Genomic DNA, 21996 nt, shown 5'->3' with positions numbered 1-21996 from the left:
TCCTTGCTATTTCTTGACGTGGTTCATATGCTAGCAGAAATATAGGAGTCCTTCATTACAAAAAATTATCCAGTTCCAAAAGAAATTGGATGTTATTGTCTTCTTCAAACAATCTTTAGCTTATAAAACTGGACCTTTTATGATTACGTATTAGTTGCACTTCTAAATCTTAAAGAAATTATATTTTTTCTGTTTGAAATATAAAGTTTGAACTGTATATTTCCTTAACTACTGAAGAAAGAATATCAATTCCTTTCTTTAACTCGTCATCTGCAGCAGTAAGACTTATGCGAATGCACTCCCGGTTGTGAGAAGAAGATTGGCTACCGTGAAAGAATGACCCGCCTGGCACTACAATCAAGTTTTCTGCTTTTAATTTATTGTATAGATCGGTATCACTGAAAGGCAAACCTTCTAACCAAAGCCAACCAAATAACGAACCTTCCGCTTTGTGCAAATACCAAGGAATATCATCCGGCATACGTATAGTTAAAAGATTTTTTAAATAGTCATGTTTTTGTTTATAATGAGTTCTTATATGGTTAGCTGAAATTCCGGCTAACTGCCCGCTTTTTAAGGTGCTAACCACCATTCGCTGACCTAACCTAGAAGAGTGAATCAAAATATTTGATTGAAATGCTTCCATTACTTTTATGAAGTCACTTTTTCCTATAGCAATTCCTATTCTCTCTCCAGGCAATCCGACTTTAGAAAGACTCATGCAGTGAATGATATTATCATGTATGATTGGATCCATTTCAATAAAATTAATAGCAGGAAAAGGCGGTGCGTAAGCTGAATCAATTAGCAATGGAATTTGATATTCCTTGCACACTTGGGATATAAGCTGTACGGATTCTTCAGAAAGAATGTTGCCGCTTGGGTTATTAGGTCTTGATAATACAACAGCTCCGACGTCTGGGTCCTGAGCTATTTTATCTTTAAATGCTTGTTTGTTAAATTCATAACGAAACGTATGATGATCAAGCTTTGAGAGGATAGGAGGAATTCCTTCTATTACACCTTCCTCAAGCGCGACTCCACTATACCCAGCGTAATCTGGCAGCATAGGTATTAATGCTTTTTTTACCCTTCCTTCTTTACTTGTACCGCAAAACGAATTTAAAGCTAAAAAAAAGAGATTTTGACTTCCCGAAGTGATCAAGACTTGTTCTCTGTCCAGTTTAATATGATAATTCGTAAAGAAATATTCTCTTATGCAATCAATTAATTCATGCGTACCGTAACTAGAACCATATTGGCTAATCAAATTTTTTAATTGTTTGTCGTTCACAATATCCTTTAAAGCTTCTTCCCACATTTCATAAACTTGAGGGAGAATGGCGGGGTTGCCAGCACTTAAATTCACATATTGATTAAGATTGGAATTGAGCACTTCTTGGATATCATGCATAATAGCGCGAACGCCTACTTTATTAGTCATTTTGTTTCCTATTTTACTTAAATGCAAAGCAGTCACTAGTGCACCTTCTCCTTAAAGATTATGGTCATCGAATAGTAAGTATGGAACTTCAATCTTTTTATTTTGCTGATTAATAAAGTAATTGTCCGGGATAATAAATTTATCATCGTTCTCACTAGGTAATAAGTATTTTCGAACATAATGTTCAGCTTCTTCTTTATAGTCAAGGTCACTTTGAATCGTTTCAAGTTCTTCAATTTCTTTTACTAAAAGATCCAGTTCTTTTAAGCATATGTCTAAATCTAAATAAGCATGGTCTCCTTTTCGGGATATTGAACGCCCATTTGCAACTAACCAGCTAAAAAGAAAAAATCCTGTTCCAGAATCAAAGTTTCGGGGTGCATTATGCTGACTAGGGTATCTTAAAAGTCGTTCAAAGAGAACAAATTCCGTTATCTCTTCCCAAAAAGGATATTTTCTTTTATGAAGAGTCAGCACCGTCTGGCAATCTACTTTAACTTCTTCTAGTATGCCTGCAAAAAAATTCATTTTCGCCTGTATATGTTGGTCAAAAGGTTTATTTCCGCAGTGATGGTAATAATCATGCAGATATCCCCAAATCACCCTTGCCTGATAAGTGTCTTCTCTATTCATAGTATGAGATTTAAAGTTAAAATCAGGAAAGATAGAATACGCTCTTTTTAATGTATCCTGATTGTATATGCTGTGAAATTTATTAAAGAAAAATATCGCGAAGTTTTGACTTGTTACCTTTTCTTTTGTTTTTACATTCTCAGGGAAAAATACAATACACTTCCCTTCCATAAATCCTTGAGTACCAGCTAACAGCTTTAAAGATTCACATCCATTTTTAGGATGAGGAAGGTCTGCTTCAATGGATTTCATGATTTCAGGTTCATCACGAACGGCGATAAAGGCTTCTAAATAAAACCCTCTTTTTGTAGGGCCATTAGGCGTTACAATCGGTCCTAAAAAGAACGTCGCCTCCCCGTTTGCAGGCGGGCTATAAGCAATTAACGTTTGATCAAAATAAGGAGCTTGATCGAGTCCTCTTTCAATCCAATCACATACGTCATTTTTTAATGCATTCCACACTACAGGTAAATTTAAAGAGTTATATATTGTTTCAGTTTCAGCAACTACTTTTAATAAGAGTTCTCTAGCTTTTTCGTAATTTCTTTTGACCTCTCCATTTGGGCCCTGATATTTTCTTATCTCATATAGAGCAGGTACTATTTTATCGTTTAATAACTCCACTAAACTTTGGGTATGATTTTTTGTTAACATGATTAAAACCCTCCTTTTTTAGAACAGCTACTTAGCAGAAATATTTTTAGATGATGTAAGAGTAGAGTTATTTGTGTTTTTCTCTACTTGCTTTTTCAAGTTAATAAATATAACCCCTGCTATTACAAATGCTGTACCTATATAGACCTGTTTGTTTAATGTTTCACCTAAAAAGACAAACCCTACATATAAGGCGATAACCGGTGAAATAAATAAATGCGCCGTTGCTTTTGATATATGCCATTTTTTTAATAAATAAATATTAATAGAAAACCCCAAGACCGACCCTATAATGGCCAAATATAATAATGAGATAAGACTAATACCAGAGAAAGTGCGGTTTCCATTTTCTACAAACAAACTAACAATCAGTAAACAAGCGCCTCCACTTAGCATCGAAAAAGAATTAAAGGTCATAATAGGCAAGGATTTTATGCGAGATTGAACTTGAACAGTTATAAAAGCAGAACCTAGCATAGCCATTAAAATGACAATCATGGCTACTATTTGAATCACATTCCCCTGTATAAACAGCTGATTTCCAAATACAACGCTCATACCAATTAAGCACATGACTACACCTATCTTTTGTCCTTTTGTAGCTGGTGTTCCTTTAAATAAGCGATTAAATAAAAGGGCAAACACTGAAATGCTGGCAGCTAAAACGGAAACAAGCCCGCTTGGCAAATAGACGGATGCCCAATAAACAGAACCAAACGGTAGAGCAAAGTACAAAATTCCGTTTAATGCTGAAATAATTACTACTTCTTTTGAAATGGCCATTTTTTTTGTGAGTAAGAGGTAGAGGGCAATTATTAAACTAGCAATTAAAAACCTCATACCTGCTGACCATAGAGGCAAGCTATCCTTTAATCCAGTCTTTTGAAAAGCCCATGTCGTTCCCCCGATGACGGCTAATAGACAAAACAAAAGATGTACATGAATACGGGTTAATTTAGAAATCACTGTTTCACCTTATTTCTTTTTTAAAGTTAAGCCTATTTTCTTCCGTGGAGCGTAAAACACATCGGCACTTCTCCAAAATCTTTTACAACTGTTAACCCCTGCTCGTTAGCGGCTTTACTCGTTGTAATACATGCGTCTACCTTTCCTTCTAAGCAATCAATCGCCGCTTGAGCATTACTATTTACTAACTGAACATTAGGACTGATGGAATGAGCTAAATCAACAGGGGCAGGATGTGAAGCAATTAACAGGTTATTGTTTGTTATCACCTCTTCTTTTGAGGCAAGCACCATGTTATACGTTGGCATAATAAAGCTATCTACTAGCTCTAAACTAGTTAAGTTTTTGAATACAATATCATGTAAGTAAGGATATACCGCGCAGCCTAGAAGAGCAGAACTCTCTGTTTCTTTCACATGAACTAAAGCTTCTTCCAACGTTTGATGCAAAAAGACCTGACCTTGTATGCTTTGGCGTTCGAACCACAGATAGCCTGCTTTTTCACAATTTGTTCCTTCAGGCCCTAAGGTATGGATAATGCTAATTTTTTGAAGCTGCTTATTTTTCTTACTAGACGACTCTGCAACTATCATAGCCTTTGATACCCCCTATGCGTTTACTTTATTTTTATAAACGATTTTTACTTTGTTATCTAAATAGCTGTAATACTGCTCACAGTCGTAATAAGAGTCATGAGTGGTTAAAATAAATCCAGGGTAACCTGAAAAGTGCGGATATGGTAAAATGTCTGTCCCTTTAGTTATAAATTGAATAACCCTTTTTACTTCAGTATCTCTACGCACGTCTTCTAAGCCTCGAATTTCTTTAAAAATCCCATAGCCTTGCACAGGGATAATGTAGTTGCCCACCACTTTCTTTCGTTTTCTTTCATTTTTTAATACAGGAGGTTTTAATCCTAATACATAGTAAAAAACTAGCTCCATATAGTTAATACCTGTACTTTCCTTTACGATATAATGAGAAATCCCAGATCCTCCAATGCGCGCTCCTATTTCAATTACATAAGGTTTTCCCGCTGGATCCAGGCGTAATTCAATATGAGCCGGGCCATCCTCAATCCCTAAAGCATTTGCTGCTCTAGCTGCTTCTCGTGCAATAGATTGCCAAACGTTTTCTTCTAGCTGAGCTGGAGCTATATAAACACCTTCTTCAAAGAAAGGGCCTTTGGAATTCCCTTTATAACCTATAGAAAGTACATAAACTTCCCCTTCTACAGAAAACGTTTCAATAGCAAACTCTGGCCCGTCTATAAATTGTTCAATTACCATGCCCGTTTTATTTTTTGTGAATTTACTTAGGTCTTCTTCATTTACGCGTCTCACTTTTTCTATGCTGTCAATCAGTTCTTTTTTATTATTCGCTCGTGATACACCTTGACTGGAAAATCCGTTAGAAGGTTTTACTACGACAGGATAAGGCAGTGAAAGATTCTTTAATTCCTCCGTATTTTCAACCTCTTTAAAATACGGAGTGTTAAGATCATTATCTTTTAAAACCTCTCTCATCTTCTGTTTGTTGCGACAGTTACTAATCACAAACGGTGATAAACCAGGTAAGTTTAATTCTTCTGTCAGCTGAGATACAAACTCTAATGCAGGCTCATATAATGTCATAATGCCGTCAAAAGGATTTTTGTGATGCTCTGCTTTAATAATCTCAAGAGCTTTGTCTGGGGTGTGAAATAAATCGATGGGTATGAAATTTTGTACGTTTTTAAGATGCTTAGGTTCTACTTCTTCCTGGTTATAAAAAAACGTCACTTTAATTCCGAGAGCTTCTGCTTCTTCAAAAATAAACGGTAAATATGTATTTTGTAACACAACTGCTAGATGCTTATTTTGTAACGGCATTTACTTCCCTCCTACTTTTAAACAGCTCTTCACTGTTCGATGACTAAATTCTAATGACCGCTTCATATATTTGTCAATTTAATTTTATATAACATTAGGAATATATAGAATATTTGATATATTAGTAAAAAGTAAAGAAAAGAATGGTTTATAGGGTTAATACTAAAGCGAAATTAAAAGCAGGAATTTTGCTATTTGATTATAAAGATATTGTTAGAAAAAATTTAATGAGAATTTTTATAAAAAAAGAAAGGTCGACATAGATTCAACCTTTCTTTTTTATATTTTTTATTAAAATAGATATTAACCATTTATGAAGTTACATCTTTTTCAGCCATCTCATTTAGTATTCTTTTTAATGCAATGTCGGGGTTTAATGCGGGATCCTTTATATTCACTTCTTTCATATTGCGCTCCTTTTTCATAGATATATCCATTTTTCACTTTCTTGTTTGAATTTATGTGAACCCTTTTTGTTTACTATAACGAAAGAGAAAAGAAAAAGAAGTGAACTTATAATTCACTTCTTTTTTTGACGTAACATTTATTTCATAGGCTGCAAATGATTATTAGCTTTTTGTTTTGCATCACGCTGAACGAAAAAAATGATGCAAAGCGCCAGAAGATATAAACATGCAAAAGCTGTTATGTACCAAAGTGCTGAGGTAATTCCGCTTGCGTCCATAGTAAAGCCAATAAGCGCAGGAAAAATAGCTCCTCCAAGCCCTGAAAAACCAGTAATTAAACTTGTTACAATACGAGCAGATCCGGTAAATGTATGATTAGCATATACCATCGTAATCGAATAGATACCTGACATTGCAAGCCCTAAAAACCCTAATAAAATATAGCCTGCGACAGCTTCTTTTAATACGATAAACAGCACTAAACTCACAATTGTTCCTCCAATGCTGCCAAAAAGATAGCGTTCGTATGTAACGATTCGAATAATCCATCCAGTAGCCACTCGTCCTATTAGCATAGCCACCCAAAAAACGCTTATGCTTAAAGTAGCCTGTGACGGAATTACATCTAGATACGTGATAAAAATAGACGAAAGAAAATTATTCATACTGCTTTCTACTCCGGCGTACATAAAAATCATCACACTAAAAAGAGCAAGTATTTTCCATCTTTGATTTTTAGCAAGCACAGGCGCAGGTTCTGAGTTGGCGTCTGAAGAATCGCTTTCTGAAGTTAAAACAGTCTCTTTTTTAAAAGGAATCATTTTGCAGACCACAACCATTAGTAAAGCTAGTACACTCGTTATAAAAAATGAAAACCTCCAGCTGTTCTGCGAAATCAATAAGCTAGCTACTAACGGCATCAACAGCGCACCTAGACCAAATGATACTTCTAAATAACTCATAACAATAGCTCTTCTACCGATAAATACTTCCATCATTAAAGTAGCTACAACTACTTCCAATGCGGCTACACCAATACCGTTTAAAAAATTGAATGCAATAATCCACTCAAATGGAGGCAATAAAAGCATACCTATTTGTGATAGCGCTATCATTAGTGCGGCAATTGTAAGTAAATTCATTTCTCTGAAGCGTCCTAATAGAAAAGAAGATAGCGGAACTCCTATCAAAAATCCTAAAGAACCTAATAATACAAGCTGTCCGCCAACTGTATAGGACACATGATAATGTGTTAGCAATTGCGGTAAGACGGACCCTACGGCTGTAATGACTAATCCGCCCAGCAAATAAAGCGCATATGAAGCTAGCGCAAACTTTTTCATCTCCCCACTCCCTTAAATTCTCTAAAACGTTCTCTCTGTACTTAATTATAAAGCTTTTCCTTTAGTTGTTAACTGAAATTTGAGAAAAAACCATTCTTCCTGCTCTACTTAATTTCCAGTCATTTATAAGATAAACCAAAAAGAAGAAGACAGATGTCTCCTTCTTTTTGGTTTTCACTTTACAGTGACGCTTTTAAAATAGCTAAAATATCACCTTTATTTAGTTTTTTAAAGTTACCGAAACCTCCGTACTCCATTTCACGAGCAGCAATTCCAGCAATTTCGTCTAGTCGCTCTTCGCCGATATCGTAATCTGCTAAGCGAGAAGGTGCACCAAGACTGGACCAAAAAGCGCTTAACTTATCGATTCCTTCTAACGCAATTTCTTTGTCGCTTTTACCTGCAGTTTCAATATCGAACATACTTGTCATTACACGCTTCATACGAGTTACATCTTGATCTACAACGTGTCGCATCCAATTTGGGAATAGGATTGCTAAACCGCCTGCGTGAGGAATGTCATATACAGCTGACACTGCGTGTTCAATAGTATGTGAAGCCCAATCTCCAAAGTAGCCCATTTGAAGTGTTCCGTTTAGCGCGATTGTTCCGGAATATAAAATCGTTTCGCGGTGCTCGTAGCTTTGCAGATCTTCTAGTAATTTCGGTGCTGTTTCAATTACTGTTTGTAATACGGAATAGCACATACGATCTTGTAAAGGCGTGTTTTTCACGTTATGGAAATATTGTTCAAATACATGGCTCATCATGTCTACCATGCCGTAGATAGTTTGATCTCTAGGAACAGACATCGTGTTCACAGGATCTAATATAGAAAATACAGGATGCGTAACAGAGCTGCCCCAAACGTATTTTTCATTTGTTTCCCAATTCGTAATAACAGAATCAGGATTCATTTCAGAACTTGTTGCTGCCAATGTTAATACCGTTCCAAACGGCAGTGCTTTTGTAGCCGTTACTTTTTTGTTAATAATATCCCAGACGTCTCCTTCATACTCAGCTCCGGCAGCGATTGCTTTTGTGCAGTCAATAACGCTTCCTCCGCCGACTGCTAACATGAAGTCAATGTTTTCATTCCGGCAAATCTCAATTCCTTTTCGTACCGTAGATAGTCTAGGATTTGGCTCTACGCCCGCTAACTCATGTATATTTACGTTTAACTCTTTTAACAGCGTAAGAACTTGATCGTATAAACCGTTTTTCTTAATGCTTCCTCCGCCGTATACAAGCAAAATATTTTTTCCGTATTTCGGGAGTTCTTCTGATAATGCTTGAAGCTGATCTTTTCCGAAGATTAATTTTGTGGGATTATGATAAATGAAATTTTCCATACTATCTGTATACCTCCTAGTTGAATATAAAGTAAGTTGTCGCATTACGCGAACAAGAATGTAAGTATAAATGTAAAACAAAAATTTTTCAAGAGTTAAGTTCTCAAATCGCGTACTTTATTTTATTGAGTAATTAAAATGAAGAAAATGGCTTCTTGGATATAAAAAAGAGAGCAAGTAAATGCTCTTTTTAAAGTTCTTTATAAGCTATTTTTCTATACGTAACAAATCCTTCTTTTTCGTAAAAGCTTTCGGCAATCGTATTATCATTCCAATAATCTAACTCAATTGTATTTATGTCGTTTGTACGAGCAATGCTATAAATTTCTTTCATCAAACTTGAACCAAACCCTTTGTTTTTATAGGATTCTGCGATGTTTATTTGATGCACGTAAATTGACTCGTAAGCTTTTTTAAACACTGTTTCTGAATACTGCTTTATTTCCAGCCAAGCGAACCCTACATGCTGACCTTCGTCTTCTCCTAAAAGAAAGATAAATCTATCGTCTTTCATCACTTTCTTAAAAAATTCATGTACCTGATGAAAATCATATGTTTGAAAATGCTGGGGGTATAATTCTACATGCAGTTGATGAACAGACTGATTAAGCTTGGCAATTTTACCAGCATCGAAAGTACGGCTAATCTTCAATTTTTTCTCTCCTATATATCTCGTATTTAGTAATGGTCGTTATGAATTTATTTCGTTTAATATAGCCGGTGCGTTTGAGGTAAATAACAGATAGTTTTTATTGGTCGTTTTTATAAAAATGCGGTCAGTCGTTCCGTACGGAGGGCCAATTCGAATGGCGTTTGCTTCTTTACCTCCGTACGTGTCATCTTCCGTTACTTCAAGAATGTCTTCTAACGGAATCGTAAAGTGTGAAAGCTGCCATTTTATAATGAGATTATCATTTATTTTTCGGACACTGATAGTTGGTGTAAACATTTTATACATCCCCTTTGGTTTTTATTTTCCCTTACTTGTTCTAGCAAAAAAAACAAGTTCATTTCCCCTTAACTTTCTCCCTGTGCAATGCGTTCTTTTATCCTTAAAATCGCTTCTTTCGGACAGCCTTTAAAATACCCCCCATGATAACAAATAACATGCTCAATGTCGTAGTGTAAGAATTTTTCCAGTGAGTGAACTGCTTGGTCCATATTTAAGGTCGTTTGTTTAACAGGTCCCATTAGTTGTCCATTTGCAAATACTAAAGCATCTCCAGCAACCAGTGTTTTTGATTTTCTTAAATAAAAACTTACATGCCCAGGTGTGTGTCCAGGGGTAAAAATCGGTTCAATGCCTTCACAGTATGGGAGCATTTGACTCCCTTTTAATACTATATCTACGTCAACTTTTGGAGGGTTTGTATACAAATATTTTATTTCATCAGGTATAGCTGCTAGTTCTTCGTTACTCATTCGACTCGCATTCGTTTTAATAAGCGGAAGTTTCCCTTCAATATACGGCTTATCAAATTCATGAGCATATACGATGATATTTTCATTTGATTTTTTTCGTATATCAGTCGCACATCCTATATGATCTAGATCTTGATGTGTTAAAAGAATTACTTTTAGCTGTTCAATAGATATATTCAATTCACCCAAGGCCTCTTTCAGTTGATCGGTTTGCCCAGGCATTCCTGTATCAATTAGAATAGCTTCATCGTTATTCCAAACTAATGTAGGATTTAATATTATATCTTGGTCAAAAGCTCTGGCAGTCAACTGTAGCATTTCAACACCTGCAGAAATTCTCATTGCAAACCCCTTTTCTTATTAAAGTACAAAGATTTTCAGCCTCCATAATCGCTTAGCATGCAGTGGTATTCTTGAATTTTATCAATAAACAAAATAAAAACCAGACTGGAAAAAAATCACTTTTTATGCTATGATATCTATAAAATAAAGCTTACTATGATAAATTTTTATAAATGAAAAGGTGAACCTTGTTGTCCAAGGTTCACCTTTTTTACTTATCGTTAGCCGTATAGCTTTTTTATTTCTTATCGTCTCTTTGGATACACTCATGCAAAGGTACAACCTTGGTTTTCTTTGCTATTTTATATCCCCACCACGTCGCTAAAAAGAGAGGCAGACCGATGTATGAGACCGTCAAGCCGTACCAATCAATTTTGTCAGAAAGTACCGCTTGATAATTCTGACCTAGAATAACGATGAGGCACATTCCAAATGCAAGAACAGGACCTAGAGGAAACCATTTTGCTTTATACGCCAGTTCATTTATATCCTGTCCTGAAGCAACATATGCTTTTCGGAAACGATAGTGGCTGATGGCAATACCGATCCACGCAATAAATCCGCTCATGCCTGAAGCGTTTAAAAGCCACATATACATTTGATCACCAAAAATTGATGTTAAAAAGGCAAGACCGCCAATGATAGTGGTTAAAACAAGCGCGTTTACTGGAATTCCTCGGCGATTAATTTTTCGAAGCGCTTTAGGCGCTTGCCCTTCATTTGCCATTGACCACAACATTCGCGTAGAAGCATATAAGCCAGAAGTTCCGGCTGATAAAACCGAGGTAAGAATAACAGCATTCATCACTGAAGCAGCTGCAGCAATTCCTGCCTTTTCAAAAACAAGCGTAAATGGACTAACAGCAATGTTATCCACGTCTCCTCCTAGAAGAGATGGGCTTGTGTAAGGAATGATGAGCCCGATTACAGCAATGGCTGCAATATAAAATAGAAGAATGCGCCAAAAGACTTGGCGAATGGCTTTTGGTATATTTTTTTGAGGGTTTTCACTTTCCCCCGCTGCAATGCCGACTAGCTCTGTACCTTGAAAAGAAAATCCCGCGATAAAGAAAATGCTTAGTACGGACAGAAATCCGCCGTTGACCGGCGCTTCTTCTAATGTAAAATTTTTAAAGCCAATATATTCACCGCCGAAAATGCCAAAGATCGTCAGAAGTCCCACTCCGATAAACACAATGATGGTTACTACTTTTACGAGAGCAAACCAATATTCAGATTCTCCATAGCTTTTTACAGATAGGAAATTAAGTAAAAAAATTAAGCCTAAAAACAAAGCGCTCCAGATAATACTTGGAACATCAGGGAACCAAAACTTCATGATAATAGCAGAAGCAGCTATTTCTACAGCGAGCGTAACAGCCCAGTTAAACCAGTAGTTCCAGCCGAGCGCAAAGCCGAGAGCTGGGTCTACATAATGACTGGCGTACGTTGAAAAAGAACCTGAGACCGGCATAAACGTGGCCATTTCTCCAAGACTAGTCATGAGAAAGTAAACCATAATTCCAATGGCCCCGTAAGCAATCAGTGCTCCTCCAGGTCCAGCAGTTTGGATGGATGATCCGGTAGCTAGAAATAAGCCAGTTCCTATTGACCCTCCAATGGCAATCATGGTCATATGGCGTGCTTTTAAATGGCGTTTTATATGCTTATCGTCCTGCTTTTTTTCTTCTTCATTACGATTTATATCGACCGCTTCCATACTTATCCCACCTTTATAAATGAACTATGCGCACATGTTTAACGTAAAGCGTATAAGAATATCCATCTCCTATAAAAAGTAGGAGATGGACTCTTCATTGCTTACTTTGAAAAATCAAAGTAGTTTCGTTTTAATAGACGAGGCAGGCTCATAAGCTGTTCGTACGTTACACTTTTTTCTAAGGCAGAGGTGTTGATTAAAAACAGTTGATCTTCAATGTGTCCTACCGTTTCATCTGTTTGATACGTAATTCCGCATTCTGAACATGTAATGGAAGGCGTCTCTTTAATTTCTATGGCTTTTGTGCCGTCAGGAAGCTCCCAATAAACCGTTGCATCCGTCTCTTTCGCTTCATAGGATTCGCACCATTGACATTTCAATATTATTCCTCCTTCGCTCCCGCCGTTTCGTATTTTTTCATTTGCGTTTCAAATTTTTTCTCTTTTAATTGATCGCGTTTTTCACGCTTGTCTTTCAAAGAGCTATGCTCTGGATTTTGGTCATACGTTTTCCGGCGGTCAAGACGGTTTAGACCTTCTGGCGTTAAGTTGAACTTTGTATCATCAATAATCGAAAGAACACCGTTGCTTTCAAATTTTTCAAACACTTCAGGATATACTTTTTTATAAAATTCTTCTGCGCTACCACTTTGGTAATTTTGCGGCTCCGGATAAGATGTAATAACACCTTCAAAGTTTCGAAGCACCACTTTATTGGAGCTTTGAGAAATAATGTAGTTTGGCTGCAGCGGAATTTTACCGCCCCCTCCAGGAGCATCCACGATAAACGTAGGAACTGCATAGCCGGACGTATGGCCGCGAAGTCCTTCCATAATTTCTAGCCCTTTACTGATCGGCGCACGGAAATGGCCGATTCCTTCTGATAAATCACATTGATAAATGTAATAAGGACGCACGCGAATTTTTACTAAATCATGCATAAGCTGCTTCATGATTGGCACGCTGTCGTTAATTCCGGCTAAAATAACCGCTTGGTTTCCAACTGGAACTCCTGCGTTCGAAAGCATTTCACAAGCACGCTTTGATTCTTCTGTAATTTCAATTGATGTGTTAAAATGCGTATTTAGCCAAACCGGATGATATTTCTTCAAGATATTGCACAGGTTTTCTGTAATGCGCTGCGGGAACACCACCGGTGCTCTTGTACCGATACGAATAATTTCTACGTGCGGAATATCGCGCAAATTTTTCAAAATATATTCTAAAATATTGTCATTGATTAATAGTCCGTCTCCTCCAGAAATTAATACATCACGGATTTGAGGGTTGGCTGCAATGTAATTAATAGCTGTATCCAGCTGTTTTTTTGGAACGCCCATGCCAATTTGTCCTGAAAAACGTCTTCTTGTACAGTAGCGGCAGTACATCGAGCATTGATTTGTAACTAAAAACAGCACGCGGTCGGGATAACGATGCGTTAAGCCAGGAACCGGTGAATCTTCATCTTCGTGAAGCGGATCTTCTAAATCATACCTTGTTTTATGCAGTTCTTCTGAAATAGGAACGGACTGCATTCTGATTGGACATTTCGGATCGTTCTCATCCATTAACCATGCGTAATAAGGAGTGATATTTAACGGAATCGTTTTGGTTGCAATTTTTACGCCTTCTTCTTCTTGAGGTGTTAAATTGATCACTTTCTTTAAATCCTCTAATGTTTTAATCGTGTTTGTCAGCTGCCATACCCAGTCGTTCCACTGCTCATCCGTTACATCCTTCCAAAGTTCGATTTCTTTCCAGTGTCTGCTTGCTTTATATAATGTATTGTTCATTTTATATTCCCTCCAAAGTTCATTTTTTGAATAGATGTTCTATTAAGAAATTGACCGCACCATATAATAGCGATCTTCTCCTTCCCCAAACTCTCCTGCTCGCGTTTCTTTAATGGTAAAGCCCATTTTTTTATACAGCTTCACAGCCCCTTCATTTTGTACATTCACAGTCAAACAAACGCTTTCGAAATTATCTTTTTTTAGAATCGAAAATATTTCTTCTAAAAACAGCTGTCCAATTCCGCTTCCTTGTCTATCAGAGCGGACGTAGAACCCAAAGATATAAGCTTTTGTGATATCTTTGTAATCTCGAAGCAGCTCGCAAATAGCAATTGGCCTTGCGTCATTTTCCTGGAAATATTGAATAAGCTTGCCATAGCGGGCTAAAGGTACAAGCGTCTGTTCATCAACGGCTCCCATGCCCGGAAACGCATCTTTTTCAAGTTCAATCATCATTTTTTGCTGCTCAGGATTTAACGATTCCGGCACTTCGATATAGTACTGCTCTTTTAATGCATCCATTTTTCTTTCCTCCTTTTTTCACTTTCATATTTGACATCTTGCAGCGGCCATATTGGTTTTGGAATGTGCTGATACTTAAAGGTCGTTAAGCGATTTGATGCTACGCCTGGAGCATCCACATAGATGATAGATCCTACAAGCGGTTCAAAAGCGGCTCTGAAATGATTTTTAGCTTTTAAACCGATGATTTTTTTCGTCTCTGGCTCAATACCGATATGGCGAAAAAGTTCAGGATCGTTTGCTGATACCGGCCTTCCAATCAGCAAAATATCCAATTCTCCTACTCGAATATGAGCTGCACCTTTTACATTTACTTTCAAATGCTGATTAAACGGTCCCGAATTGTAAAACTCACCTTCTGATAAACCAATGACCTTTGCTTCAACTTCAACGGGCTTTCCGAACTCAGGAGAAACTTTTCCTCCTAAGGAAAGAGAGACGTAATTCCCAACTCCTGCTTGCACGCATTGTTTAATAGATTCAGGGTCATAAAGACCTCCAAACAGTGTCCCCGGCATATTTAGCTTCAGCATGTATTCCAAAAGTTCTGTTGTATCGCCGCTTCCGCAGCTTAAAGGATTGTCCGCTATATCAGCGAGCACAATTGGCTGTTCGCTTGATCGTTTTAACGCTGTTTGCAGACCTTCTTCAACGGTAGGCAAATCCACGATAAACTCTTCTTTTATACTCCAAAACTGAGAAGCTAGTTTCTTTGCTGTTTTTTCTGCTGTTTCAGGATTCAAAGCTGTTACGAGCACGCTTGCTCCGGCAATTGGAATATCAGAATACGGAAAGCCTCCAAAAATGGAAACATTGTATACGTCTGCTTCTTGCTCGGCTTGCTTAGCAAGATCAATCATTTTTTTCATCGGCCCTTCTGCGGTTCGCATATTAATCGAGGGCAAAAGCATAGGCATTTTTTTAAAAGATGCATAATAGATAGCGCTTTCTTTTACTTGTGTTAAAAGCGCTCGCGCAGCGTTCACTCCTTGTTCGTACATATCAACATGAGGATATGTTTTAAAACCAAAATGAAGCGGCGTGTACGTAAGCATATCTTCACTGATATTTGCGTGCATATCGAGCGTAGTAGCAATGGGAACGTCGCTTCCTATGCAGCTTCTTATCTGACTTAACAAATGAGCTTCAGGATCGAAAAGATGCTCTACTACCATTGCGCCGTGCAAAGCGATTAACAAACCATCTAGCGGCCCCGCATGAGTAAGTGAGTGTAACATTTGCTTTTCAATTATGTGATAAGCTTCAGAAGATACAATCCCAGACGGAACTGCAGCTGCACAAACAAGGGGAACGATTTCTACTTGCTTCTCTTGCTTTAATACATCTAAAAATCCCCCTACTTCTGTTTTGGTTCCTGAGTATGCTTTATATATTTCCGTTCCAACAAAATAGCCTTCTTGTACAAAGTGTTCTATTTCTGTTTTTAATGGACTAAAGCTGTGAGATTCATGATAAAAAAAGGCAATGCCAATGCGATATGAAGACATGTGCTCCTCCTTTTCGCTAAGGTGCGAGATTAATAGTTGGTGTAGACAGACTTCCATTCTGTCATCACATCAAATGCATGATGAGAAACTTCCCTGTGGCCGTTGCCAGACATTTTCATTCCTCCGAATGCTACTCCCATTTCAGCATTAGATGTTCCGTTATTGATATAGACTAATCCGCTAACAGCGTCTTTTGCCGCTCGGCTGGCATAGTGCAAGCTGCTTGTATAAATAGAAGTGGAAAGCCCGTACATCGTTCCATTATTGACGCTCATTGCTTCTTCGTAGCCATCTACTTCAATAAAAGCAAGCACGGGACCAAAAATTTCTTCTTGAGCAATTGTGTGGTTCGAACTGACGTTATCAATAATTGTAGGCATGTAATAACAAGTTCCTAACTCTGATAAAGCATGACCTCCAAGCGCAATATTTCCGCCTTCTTCTACCGCTTTTTGTACGTAATTTTCTACTAAACGGCACTGCTGTTCATTAACAAGCGGTCCTATCACAACTCCTTGTTCAAGACCATTTCCAATCTTCATTTCTTTTGTAAGAGCTATTACTTTTTTCAAAAGCTCTTCTTTTACTGAACGCTCCACAATCACTCTACTAGCTGCGGTACAGCGCTGCCCCGTTGTCGTAAATGCTGATTTAACAATTCCTTCTGCTGCTTTATCCAAATCGGCATCCTTTAACACAATAACAGCGTTTTTTCCTCCTAGCTCTAAAGAAATTCGTTTTAAGGTTTTGCTGCTCATTTCTGCTAACTGCTGACCAACTTCCGTAGAACCTGTAAATGATATGATTTTCACTTCAGAGTGCGTAGCAAGCTTTTGTCCAACAATTCTGCCCGATCCTGTAAGCAAGTTAATTGTTCCTTTTGGAAGCCCCGCAGCGTGCAATACTTCCATAAAAATCTTCGCTGAGAGCGCCACTTCTGAAGCCGGCTTCCAGACAACGGTATTGCCAGCGATTAAAGCGGCAAACATTTTATAAGAAGCGAGAGAAACAGGAAAGTTCCAAGGTGTAATACATGCCACAACTCCAAGCGGTTCGCGAACCATTTTTATATCTCGGTCAGGAAAGCCAGCGGGCACTATTTCGCCAAACAAACGTCTTCCTTCTCCAGCCATATACTGAGCTGTTGCAATGACGACACCAACTTCCCCTATGGATTCTGTCAGCGGTTTTCCCATCTCTTTTGTCATCACTTGAGCTAGCTCTTCTTTTCTGTCTTCAAAAAGCTCAGCTGCTTTTGTTAAAAATGCTGCACGTTCAGGAATAGATGTATTTTTCCAGTGGCTGTAGGCTGTACTAGCCGCTTTTACCGCATCATCAACTTGACTAGCCGTAGCGGCTGCGCACGTTCCAACGAGCTCTTGTGTTGCAGGGTTTATACTTTCAAAATAGGTTTGCTCCTCTTCACTTACCCACTCGCCGTTAATATATAAATTTCCTTGTAACAGTTCGGTTTTAGTCTGACTCATATTGTTACCCTCCTTTTCATTTAAAAAGCTAGTTAATTGAAACTGCTTCTGTGATGGCTTCTTCTAGTAAAGACAGTCCTTGATCCAGCACGTCTTTATCAATATTTAGCGGCAGCATTAAACGAATGGTTTGCCCTTTGACTCCACAGTTCATAATTAGCAGTCTTTTTTCCAGCGCTTTTGATTTAATAACAGGGACATAAGCAGCTGCTGTTTCAACATGAAATTCAATACCAATCATCATACCAATTCCTCTAACCTCTTTAATAGCCGGTAAATGTCCGATAGAATGCTGAAGGCGTTTAACAATATCAGCGCCTACTTTTTCACTGCGCTCTACAAGCTTTTCTTCTTCAATGATTGAAATATTAGCTAAAGCCGCTGCGCACGATACTGGATTTCCGCCAAAAGTAGAACCATGTCCAGCTGTTGGCCATTTCTCATGCAGTTCGCGGCTTGCTACAATGGCTCCTAAAGGCATGCCGCCGGAAAGAGCTTTTGCTAAAACTAAAATATCTGGTGTGACTCCAGCATGTTCTGCGGCAAACATTTTTCCAGTGCGCCCAAATCCCGTTTGCACTTCATCAAAAACAAGCAGAATGCCATAATCATTCGCTATGTCTCTCAGTGCGCGTAAAAAGCTAGAAGGAGCAGGGTAATAGCCCCCTTCGCCCATGACTGGCTCAATTACAATCGCTGCTACGCGTGAAGGATCCACTCGCAGATCAAACAGCTTTTGCAGTTGATTTAAGCAATATGCTTCTGCATCTTCCTCGTCAACATTAGGAAGCTGACTTGGATAAGGATAAGGGACGTGATACACTTCTCCTAAAATCGGCTCGTAGTAGCTGCGGTATTTTGAGCTTGAAGCCGTAATAGCTGTAGCTCCTAGTGTACGACCGTGAAAAGAACCTTCAAAAGCAATTATCGCTGGTCTGCCAGTGGCCGCTTTTGCTAATTTGAGCGCACCATCAATGGCTTCTGCGCCTGAGTTTGAAAAAAACACCGTGTCTAAGTTTCCAGGCGTAATTTGCGCAAGTTTTTCTGCCAAATTCACTGCTGTTTCGTAATAGCCGTAGTTTAAGCCTAGGTGAAGCAGCTGATCTGCTTGTTTTTTTATCGCTTCTACCATCTTTTCATGCGTATGACCCACTGCATTGACAGCTACTCCTGATACAAAATCAATATATTCCTTGCCATCAGCTGTCCAAAATTTCGCACCGTGCGCTTTTTCAATAACAAGCTCTGTTACTCTTGTCATCACCGGTGATAAATGTTTTTTTCCTTTGATTTGAAGCTCTTCTGTTTTATTTTGCACTTTCATATGACTCATCCTTTCTTATGTGCTGATAAAAAATAGAAAACGCATGATCTAGCAATCTCACTATTTCATCAACTTCTGATTTCGTTATATTTAAAGGAGGACTGATAATGATATGTTCTCCTTTATGTCCATCTATAGATCCGGATCCTGGATAAAAGACGCCTCCAAGCTCCATACAAATTTCATTGAGCTTTTCGCTGGCTGCTTCACGTGGCTCGAAAAATATCTGTTGATTGGCGTCTTTCATTAGTTCTAATCCAATTAAAAGTCCGCGGCCGCGAATATCTGAAATATAAGGATGCTTGCGCTGCAGCGCTACTAAACATTCCATTAAATACGCGCCTTGAGTTTCAACGTTTTGAAGGATATTCATTTCTTCATACATATCCAAAGCAGCAAGGCCTGCCGCTATTGAAACAGGATGTCCACTGTACGTATAGCCATGAAGAAATTTCCCGCTGCTATTTTCTAACAAGCCTTGAATCAGACGGTCATGGACAATCATTCCTCCTAAAGGAGCGTATCCAGCTGAAACTCCTTTACCAAACGTTAGGATATCCGGTTCGATTCCGAATTGTTCCACTGCAAAATCAGTTCCCGTTCTCCCGAAGCCTGTCATCACTTCATCAACAATCAAAAGAATGTCATAGCGGCTGCAAAGCTCACGTACTTTTTTGAAATAGTCAAGTGGAGGTACAACAGCTCCTTGCTGACTTCCTACGATGGGCTCTGCGATAAAAGCTGAAATATTTTCTGGACCAAGCTCTAAAATGGTGCGTTCAATATCGGTGATACAGCTCCAGTTTTGATTTGCCACGCAGTCTTCTGGATTGCGATTATACGGACAGCGATGACAATACGGCGAATAGACGTGCGCAAAATGTAAAAGGTTGGGTGTATAAGGATATCGTCTTTTTACATCTCCTCCAGCTGATAGTGCCCCTATCGTGTTTCCGTGGTAAGACTGCCACCTTCCGATTACGATGTGTTTTTGCATCTTTCCGGCATCTCTGTGATATTGCCTTGCTAATTTTAATGCACTTTCATTTGCTTCTGATCCTCCTGATGTAAAATAGACTTTGTTTAAATGAAGCGGCGCCATTTTACCAATTTTTTCTGCAAGTTTATGCAAAACATTCGTTTCAAAACGTAATGTATGAACAAACGCCGCTTTTCTTGCTTGCTCCGCCATCGCCTCGGCTATTTGCGCAATGCCGTGCCCTAAGTTTGCCGCCACGGCGCCGGAGCAGCCGTCTAAATACTTTTTGCCTTGTTCATCTATTAAGTAGCTTCCTTCACCATGCGTAATCATTGGATACTTTTTTGTTAAATCTCTATGAAAAACATAATCTCTTTTTATTTCGTCCATCTTTCCACCACCATCGCCATTCCTAATCCTCCTGCAACGCAAATAGTAGCTAGGCCGTATCGTCTTTTTTGCTTGTGGAGTTCATGACACAGAGTTGTTATGATTCTTGCCCCGGAGCAGCCTAAAGGGTGTCCAAGCGCAATCGCTCCTCCGTTTACATTCACTTTTTCTGATGTGATGTCCCATTCTCTTAAGCAAGCAATACTTTGAGCGGCAAATGCTTCGTTTAATTCAATCAAGTCCATATCACCTAAGCTTAAACCGACTTTATTTAAAGCAATTTGCGAAGCAGAAACGGGGCCAATTCCCATTTCCTTTGGAGAGACGCCCGCTGCGGCAAACGACACAATCTTTGCCATAGGCGTTAATCCAAGCTGCTCAGCTTTTTCTTCCGACATCAACAGCATCATTGAAGCGCCATCGTTTCTGCCGGATGAATTGCCGGCTGTCACCGTTCCATTCTTTTGAAAAACAGGCTTAAGCGCACCAAGCTTTTCTTTGCTAGTAAGACGAGGAAATTCATCTGTTGCAAAATGCCTCATACCTTTTTTTCCTTCTTTTACAGGTACCGGGATAATTTCTTCTTCAAACAAATCCAGTTCTATAGCCCGCCTAGCTTTTTCCTGACTATAAAAAGCAAACTCATCTTGTTCCGTGCGGCTAATACTATATTTTTCAGCGAGCCACTCGGCCGTCTGTCCCATCGTAAACGTTCCGTATAACGTTTCAGGCTGTGATTTTGGCTGACTTTCTGTATTAGAGTCATAGAGTGTTAAATCACCAACGTGAAAACCAAAACGAGTGCCTACCGTATAGTGCGGTGCTTGAGACATGCTTTCCACTCCTCCGGCTAATACCACTTCGGCTTGACCTGATAAAATGGACATAGCTCCATTCATTACAGCCTGCATGCCTGAACCGCACTGGCGGTGCACGGTATAAGCTGGAATACGTTCAGAGAATTGAGCTTTCAGCCCGGCTACTCTCGCTATATTAGGAGCATGAGCGCTTTGTTTCGTCTGTCCGACAATGATTTCATCAACAATCTCTGAAGTATATCCCGCTGAAGACAAATTGTTTTTCATCACAAGAGAGACTAGTTCTTCTGGAAGCGTATCTGCAAGCGAACCGCCAAACTTTCCAATAGGGGTTCGAAATGCATTTACAATCACTGCCATTATGCTGTCACCTCATTGTTTTTATTAAATAATTTAGAAACGCGAAAAGAAGCCTGCGTTTTTTGTTGTACTGTCTCTAAAGAAACACCGGGAGCTGTTTCAAGAAGTTCAAGACCAAGGTCCGTTACGGAAAAGACAGCTAATTCCGTAATAATCATATCGACTCGTCGCTCTGAAGTAAGTGGATAAGTTAACTCCTCAACTAGCTTTGACTCTCCTTGGCTATTCGTATGAAGAGTCGTCACGATCACTTTTTTTGAGCCTTCTAATAAATCCATTGCTCCTCCTACGCCAAGAACACTTTTCCCAGGAACAGCCCAGTTCGCAATTCGGCCTGCTTCATCTACTTGAAGCACTCCAAGAATGGATACATTCACATGGCCTCCGCGTATCATAGCAAAAGAATCAGCGCTGTTAAAAAATGAGGCACCTCCCAAAACTGTGACGGGCAGCTTTCCAGCATTCACAAGTTCTGGATCTACATAGGCTTCTTCAGGAGTAGGTCCAACGCCGAGAATCCCGTTTTCTGAATGTAAAAACACGTGAACATCGGGTGAGATATAATTAGCAACTAAAGTAGGAATGCCGATTCCTAAGTTCACTACATCTCCGTGACAAAGCTCTTTTGCAGCACGCGCAGCAATATATTGTTTGACGTTCAT

Annotated in this window: 20 protein-coding genes; all 20 read right to left on the bottom strand. The window is 38.8% G+C overall.

The window, feature by feature from the left end:
* Positions 1–178: 178 nt before the first annotated feature.
* The 20 genes from MKY06_RS12250 to MKY06_RS12155 all read right to left on the bottom strand — a co-directional run bounded on the left by MKY06_RS12250 (position 179) and on the right by MKY06_RS12155 (position 21996).
* Positions 179–1480, bottom strand: a complete 1302-nt coding sequence (locus MKY06_RS12250) for a valine--pyruvate transaminase (RefSeq protein WP_289914268.1) — start codon at positions 1478–1480, stop codon at positions 179–181.
* Positions 1481–1495: 15 nt separating this feature from the next.
* Positions 1496–2731 (bottom strand): DUF6421 family protein, encoded by a 1236-nt coding sequence (locus MKY06_RS12245; RefSeq protein WP_097812478.1) that lies wholly within the window; start codon positions 2729–2731, stop codon positions 1496–1498.
* Between the two features lie 27 nt (positions 2732–2758).
* A complete protein-coding gene (locus tag MKY06_RS12240; RefSeq protein WP_013057086.1) occupies positions 2759–3697 on the bottom strand; it encodes a DMT family transporter in 939 nt (312 codons plus the stop codon).
* A 32-nt stretch (positions 3698–3729) separates the two neighbouring features.
* Positions 3730–4290, bottom strand: a complete 561-nt coding sequence (locus MKY06_RS12235; RefSeq protein ID WP_028408503.1) for a hypothetical protein — start codon at positions 4288–4290, stop codon at positions 3730–3732.
* Between the two features lie 15 nt (positions 4291–4305).
* Positions 4306–5568: an ATP-grasp domain-containing protein gene (locus tag MKY06_RS12230; protein WP_098287508.1), complete on the bottom strand. Its 1263-nt coding sequence runs from the start codon at positions 5566–5568 to the stop codon at positions 4306–4308.
* A gap of 544 nt (positions 5569–6112) precedes the next feature.
* Entirely contained in the window at positions 6113–7318 is a 1206-nt protein-coding gene (locus MKY06_RS12225; protein WP_097812477.1) for an MFS transporter, read from the bottom strand.
* A gap of 179 nt (positions 7319–7497) precedes the next feature.
* Positions 7498–8670: an iron-containing alcohol dehydrogenase gene (locus MKY06_RS12220; RefSeq protein WP_289914256.1), complete on the bottom strand. Its 1173-nt coding sequence runs from the start codon at positions 8668–8670 to the stop codon at positions 7498–7500.
* 190 nt (positions 8671–8860) lie between these two features.
* Positions 8861–9322: a GNAT family N-acetyltransferase gene (locus tag MKY06_RS12215; protein ID WP_098277875.1), complete on the bottom strand. Its 462-nt coding sequence runs from the start codon at positions 9320–9322 to the stop codon at positions 8861–8863.
* Between the two features lie 39 nt (positions 9323–9361).
* Complete coding sequence (locus MKY06_RS12210; RefSeq protein ID WP_034652033.1) at positions 9362–9619, bottom strand: SunI/YnzG family protein; 258 nt, start codon at positions 9617–9619, stop codon at positions 9362–9364.
* Between the two features lie 68 nt (positions 9620–9687).
* Positions 9688–10434: an MBL fold metallo-hydrolase gene (locus MKY06_RS12205; RefSeq protein WP_029321810.1), complete on the bottom strand. Its 747-nt coding sequence runs from the start codon at positions 10432–10434 to the stop codon at positions 9688–9690.
* A gap of 238 nt (positions 10435–10672) precedes the next feature.
* Positions 10673–12154 (bottom strand): amino acid permease, encoded by a 1482-nt coding sequence (locus MKY06_RS12200; protein ID WP_029321808.1) that lies wholly within the window; start codon positions 12152–12154, stop codon positions 10673–10675.
* Between the two features lie 101 nt (positions 12155–12255).
* Positions 12256–12534: a YokU family protein gene (locus MKY06_RS12195; protein WP_013057076.1), complete on the bottom strand. Its 279-nt coding sequence runs from the start codon at positions 12532–12534 to the stop codon at positions 12256–12258.
* Between the two features lie 2 nt (positions 12535–12536).
* Positions 12537–13946, bottom strand: coding sequence for a lysine 2,3-aminomutase (gene ablA, locus MKY06_RS12190; protein ID WP_016764132.1), 1410 nt, complete (start codon positions 13944–13946; stop codon positions 12537–12539).
* 42 nt (positions 13947–13988) lie between these two features.
* Complete coding sequence (locus tag MKY06_RS12185) at positions 13989–14468, bottom strand: GNAT family N-acetyltransferase (protein WP_029321805.1); 480 nt, start codon at positions 14466–14468, stop codon at positions 13989–13991.
* Positions 14456–15976, bottom strand: coding sequence for a M81 family metallopeptidase (locus MKY06_RS12180; protein ID WP_029321803.1), 1521 nt, complete (start codon positions 15974–15976; stop codon positions 14456–14458). The genes MKY06_RS12185 and MKY06_RS12180 overlap by 13 nt, the downstream gene beginning before the upstream one ends.
* A gap of 29 nt (positions 15977–16005) precedes the next feature.
* Complete coding sequence (locus tag MKY06_RS12175; RefSeq protein ID WP_029321800.1) at positions 16006–17463, bottom strand: aldehyde dehydrogenase family protein; 1458 nt, start codon at positions 17461–17463, stop codon at positions 16006–16008.
* A gap of 28 nt (positions 17464–17491) precedes the next feature.
* Positions 17492–18787 carry an aminotransferase class III-fold pyridoxal phosphate-dependent enzyme gene (locus tag MKY06_RS12170; protein ID WP_029321798.1) on the bottom strand — a complete coding sequence of 432 codons (1296 nt, stop codon included), beginning with the start codon at positions 18785–18787 and terminating at the stop codon, positions 17492–17494.
* Positions 18771–20156: an aminotransferase family protein gene (locus MKY06_RS12165; RefSeq protein ID WP_029321796.1), complete on the bottom strand. Its 1386-nt coding sequence runs from the start codon at positions 20154–20156 to the stop codon at positions 18771–18773. Before MKY06_RS12165 ends, MKY06_RS12170 begins: the two co-directional genes overlap by 17 nt.
* Positions 20144–21334, bottom strand: coding sequence for a thiolase family protein (locus MKY06_RS12160; RefSeq protein WP_029321792.1), 1191 nt, complete (start codon positions 21332–21334; stop codon positions 20144–20146). The genes MKY06_RS12165 and MKY06_RS12160 overlap by 13 nt, the downstream gene beginning before the upstream one ends.
* Positions 21334–21996 (bottom strand): 3-oxoacid CoA-transferase subunit B, encoded by a 663-nt coding sequence (locus MKY06_RS12155; protein WP_013057068.1) that lies wholly within the window; start codon positions 21994–21996, stop codon positions 21334–21336. The genes MKY06_RS12160 and MKY06_RS12155 overlap by 1 nt, the downstream gene beginning before the upstream one ends.

Origin of the sequence: Priestia sp. FSL P4-0332 (genome assembly GCF_038005845.1) — a bacterium.
Lineage (GTDB): Bacteria > Bacillota > Bacilli > Bacillales > Bacillaceae_H > Priestia.
The sequence above is the reverse complement of the archived record's forward strand: the minus strand, read 5'-3'. Positions and strand labels throughout refer to the sequence as shown.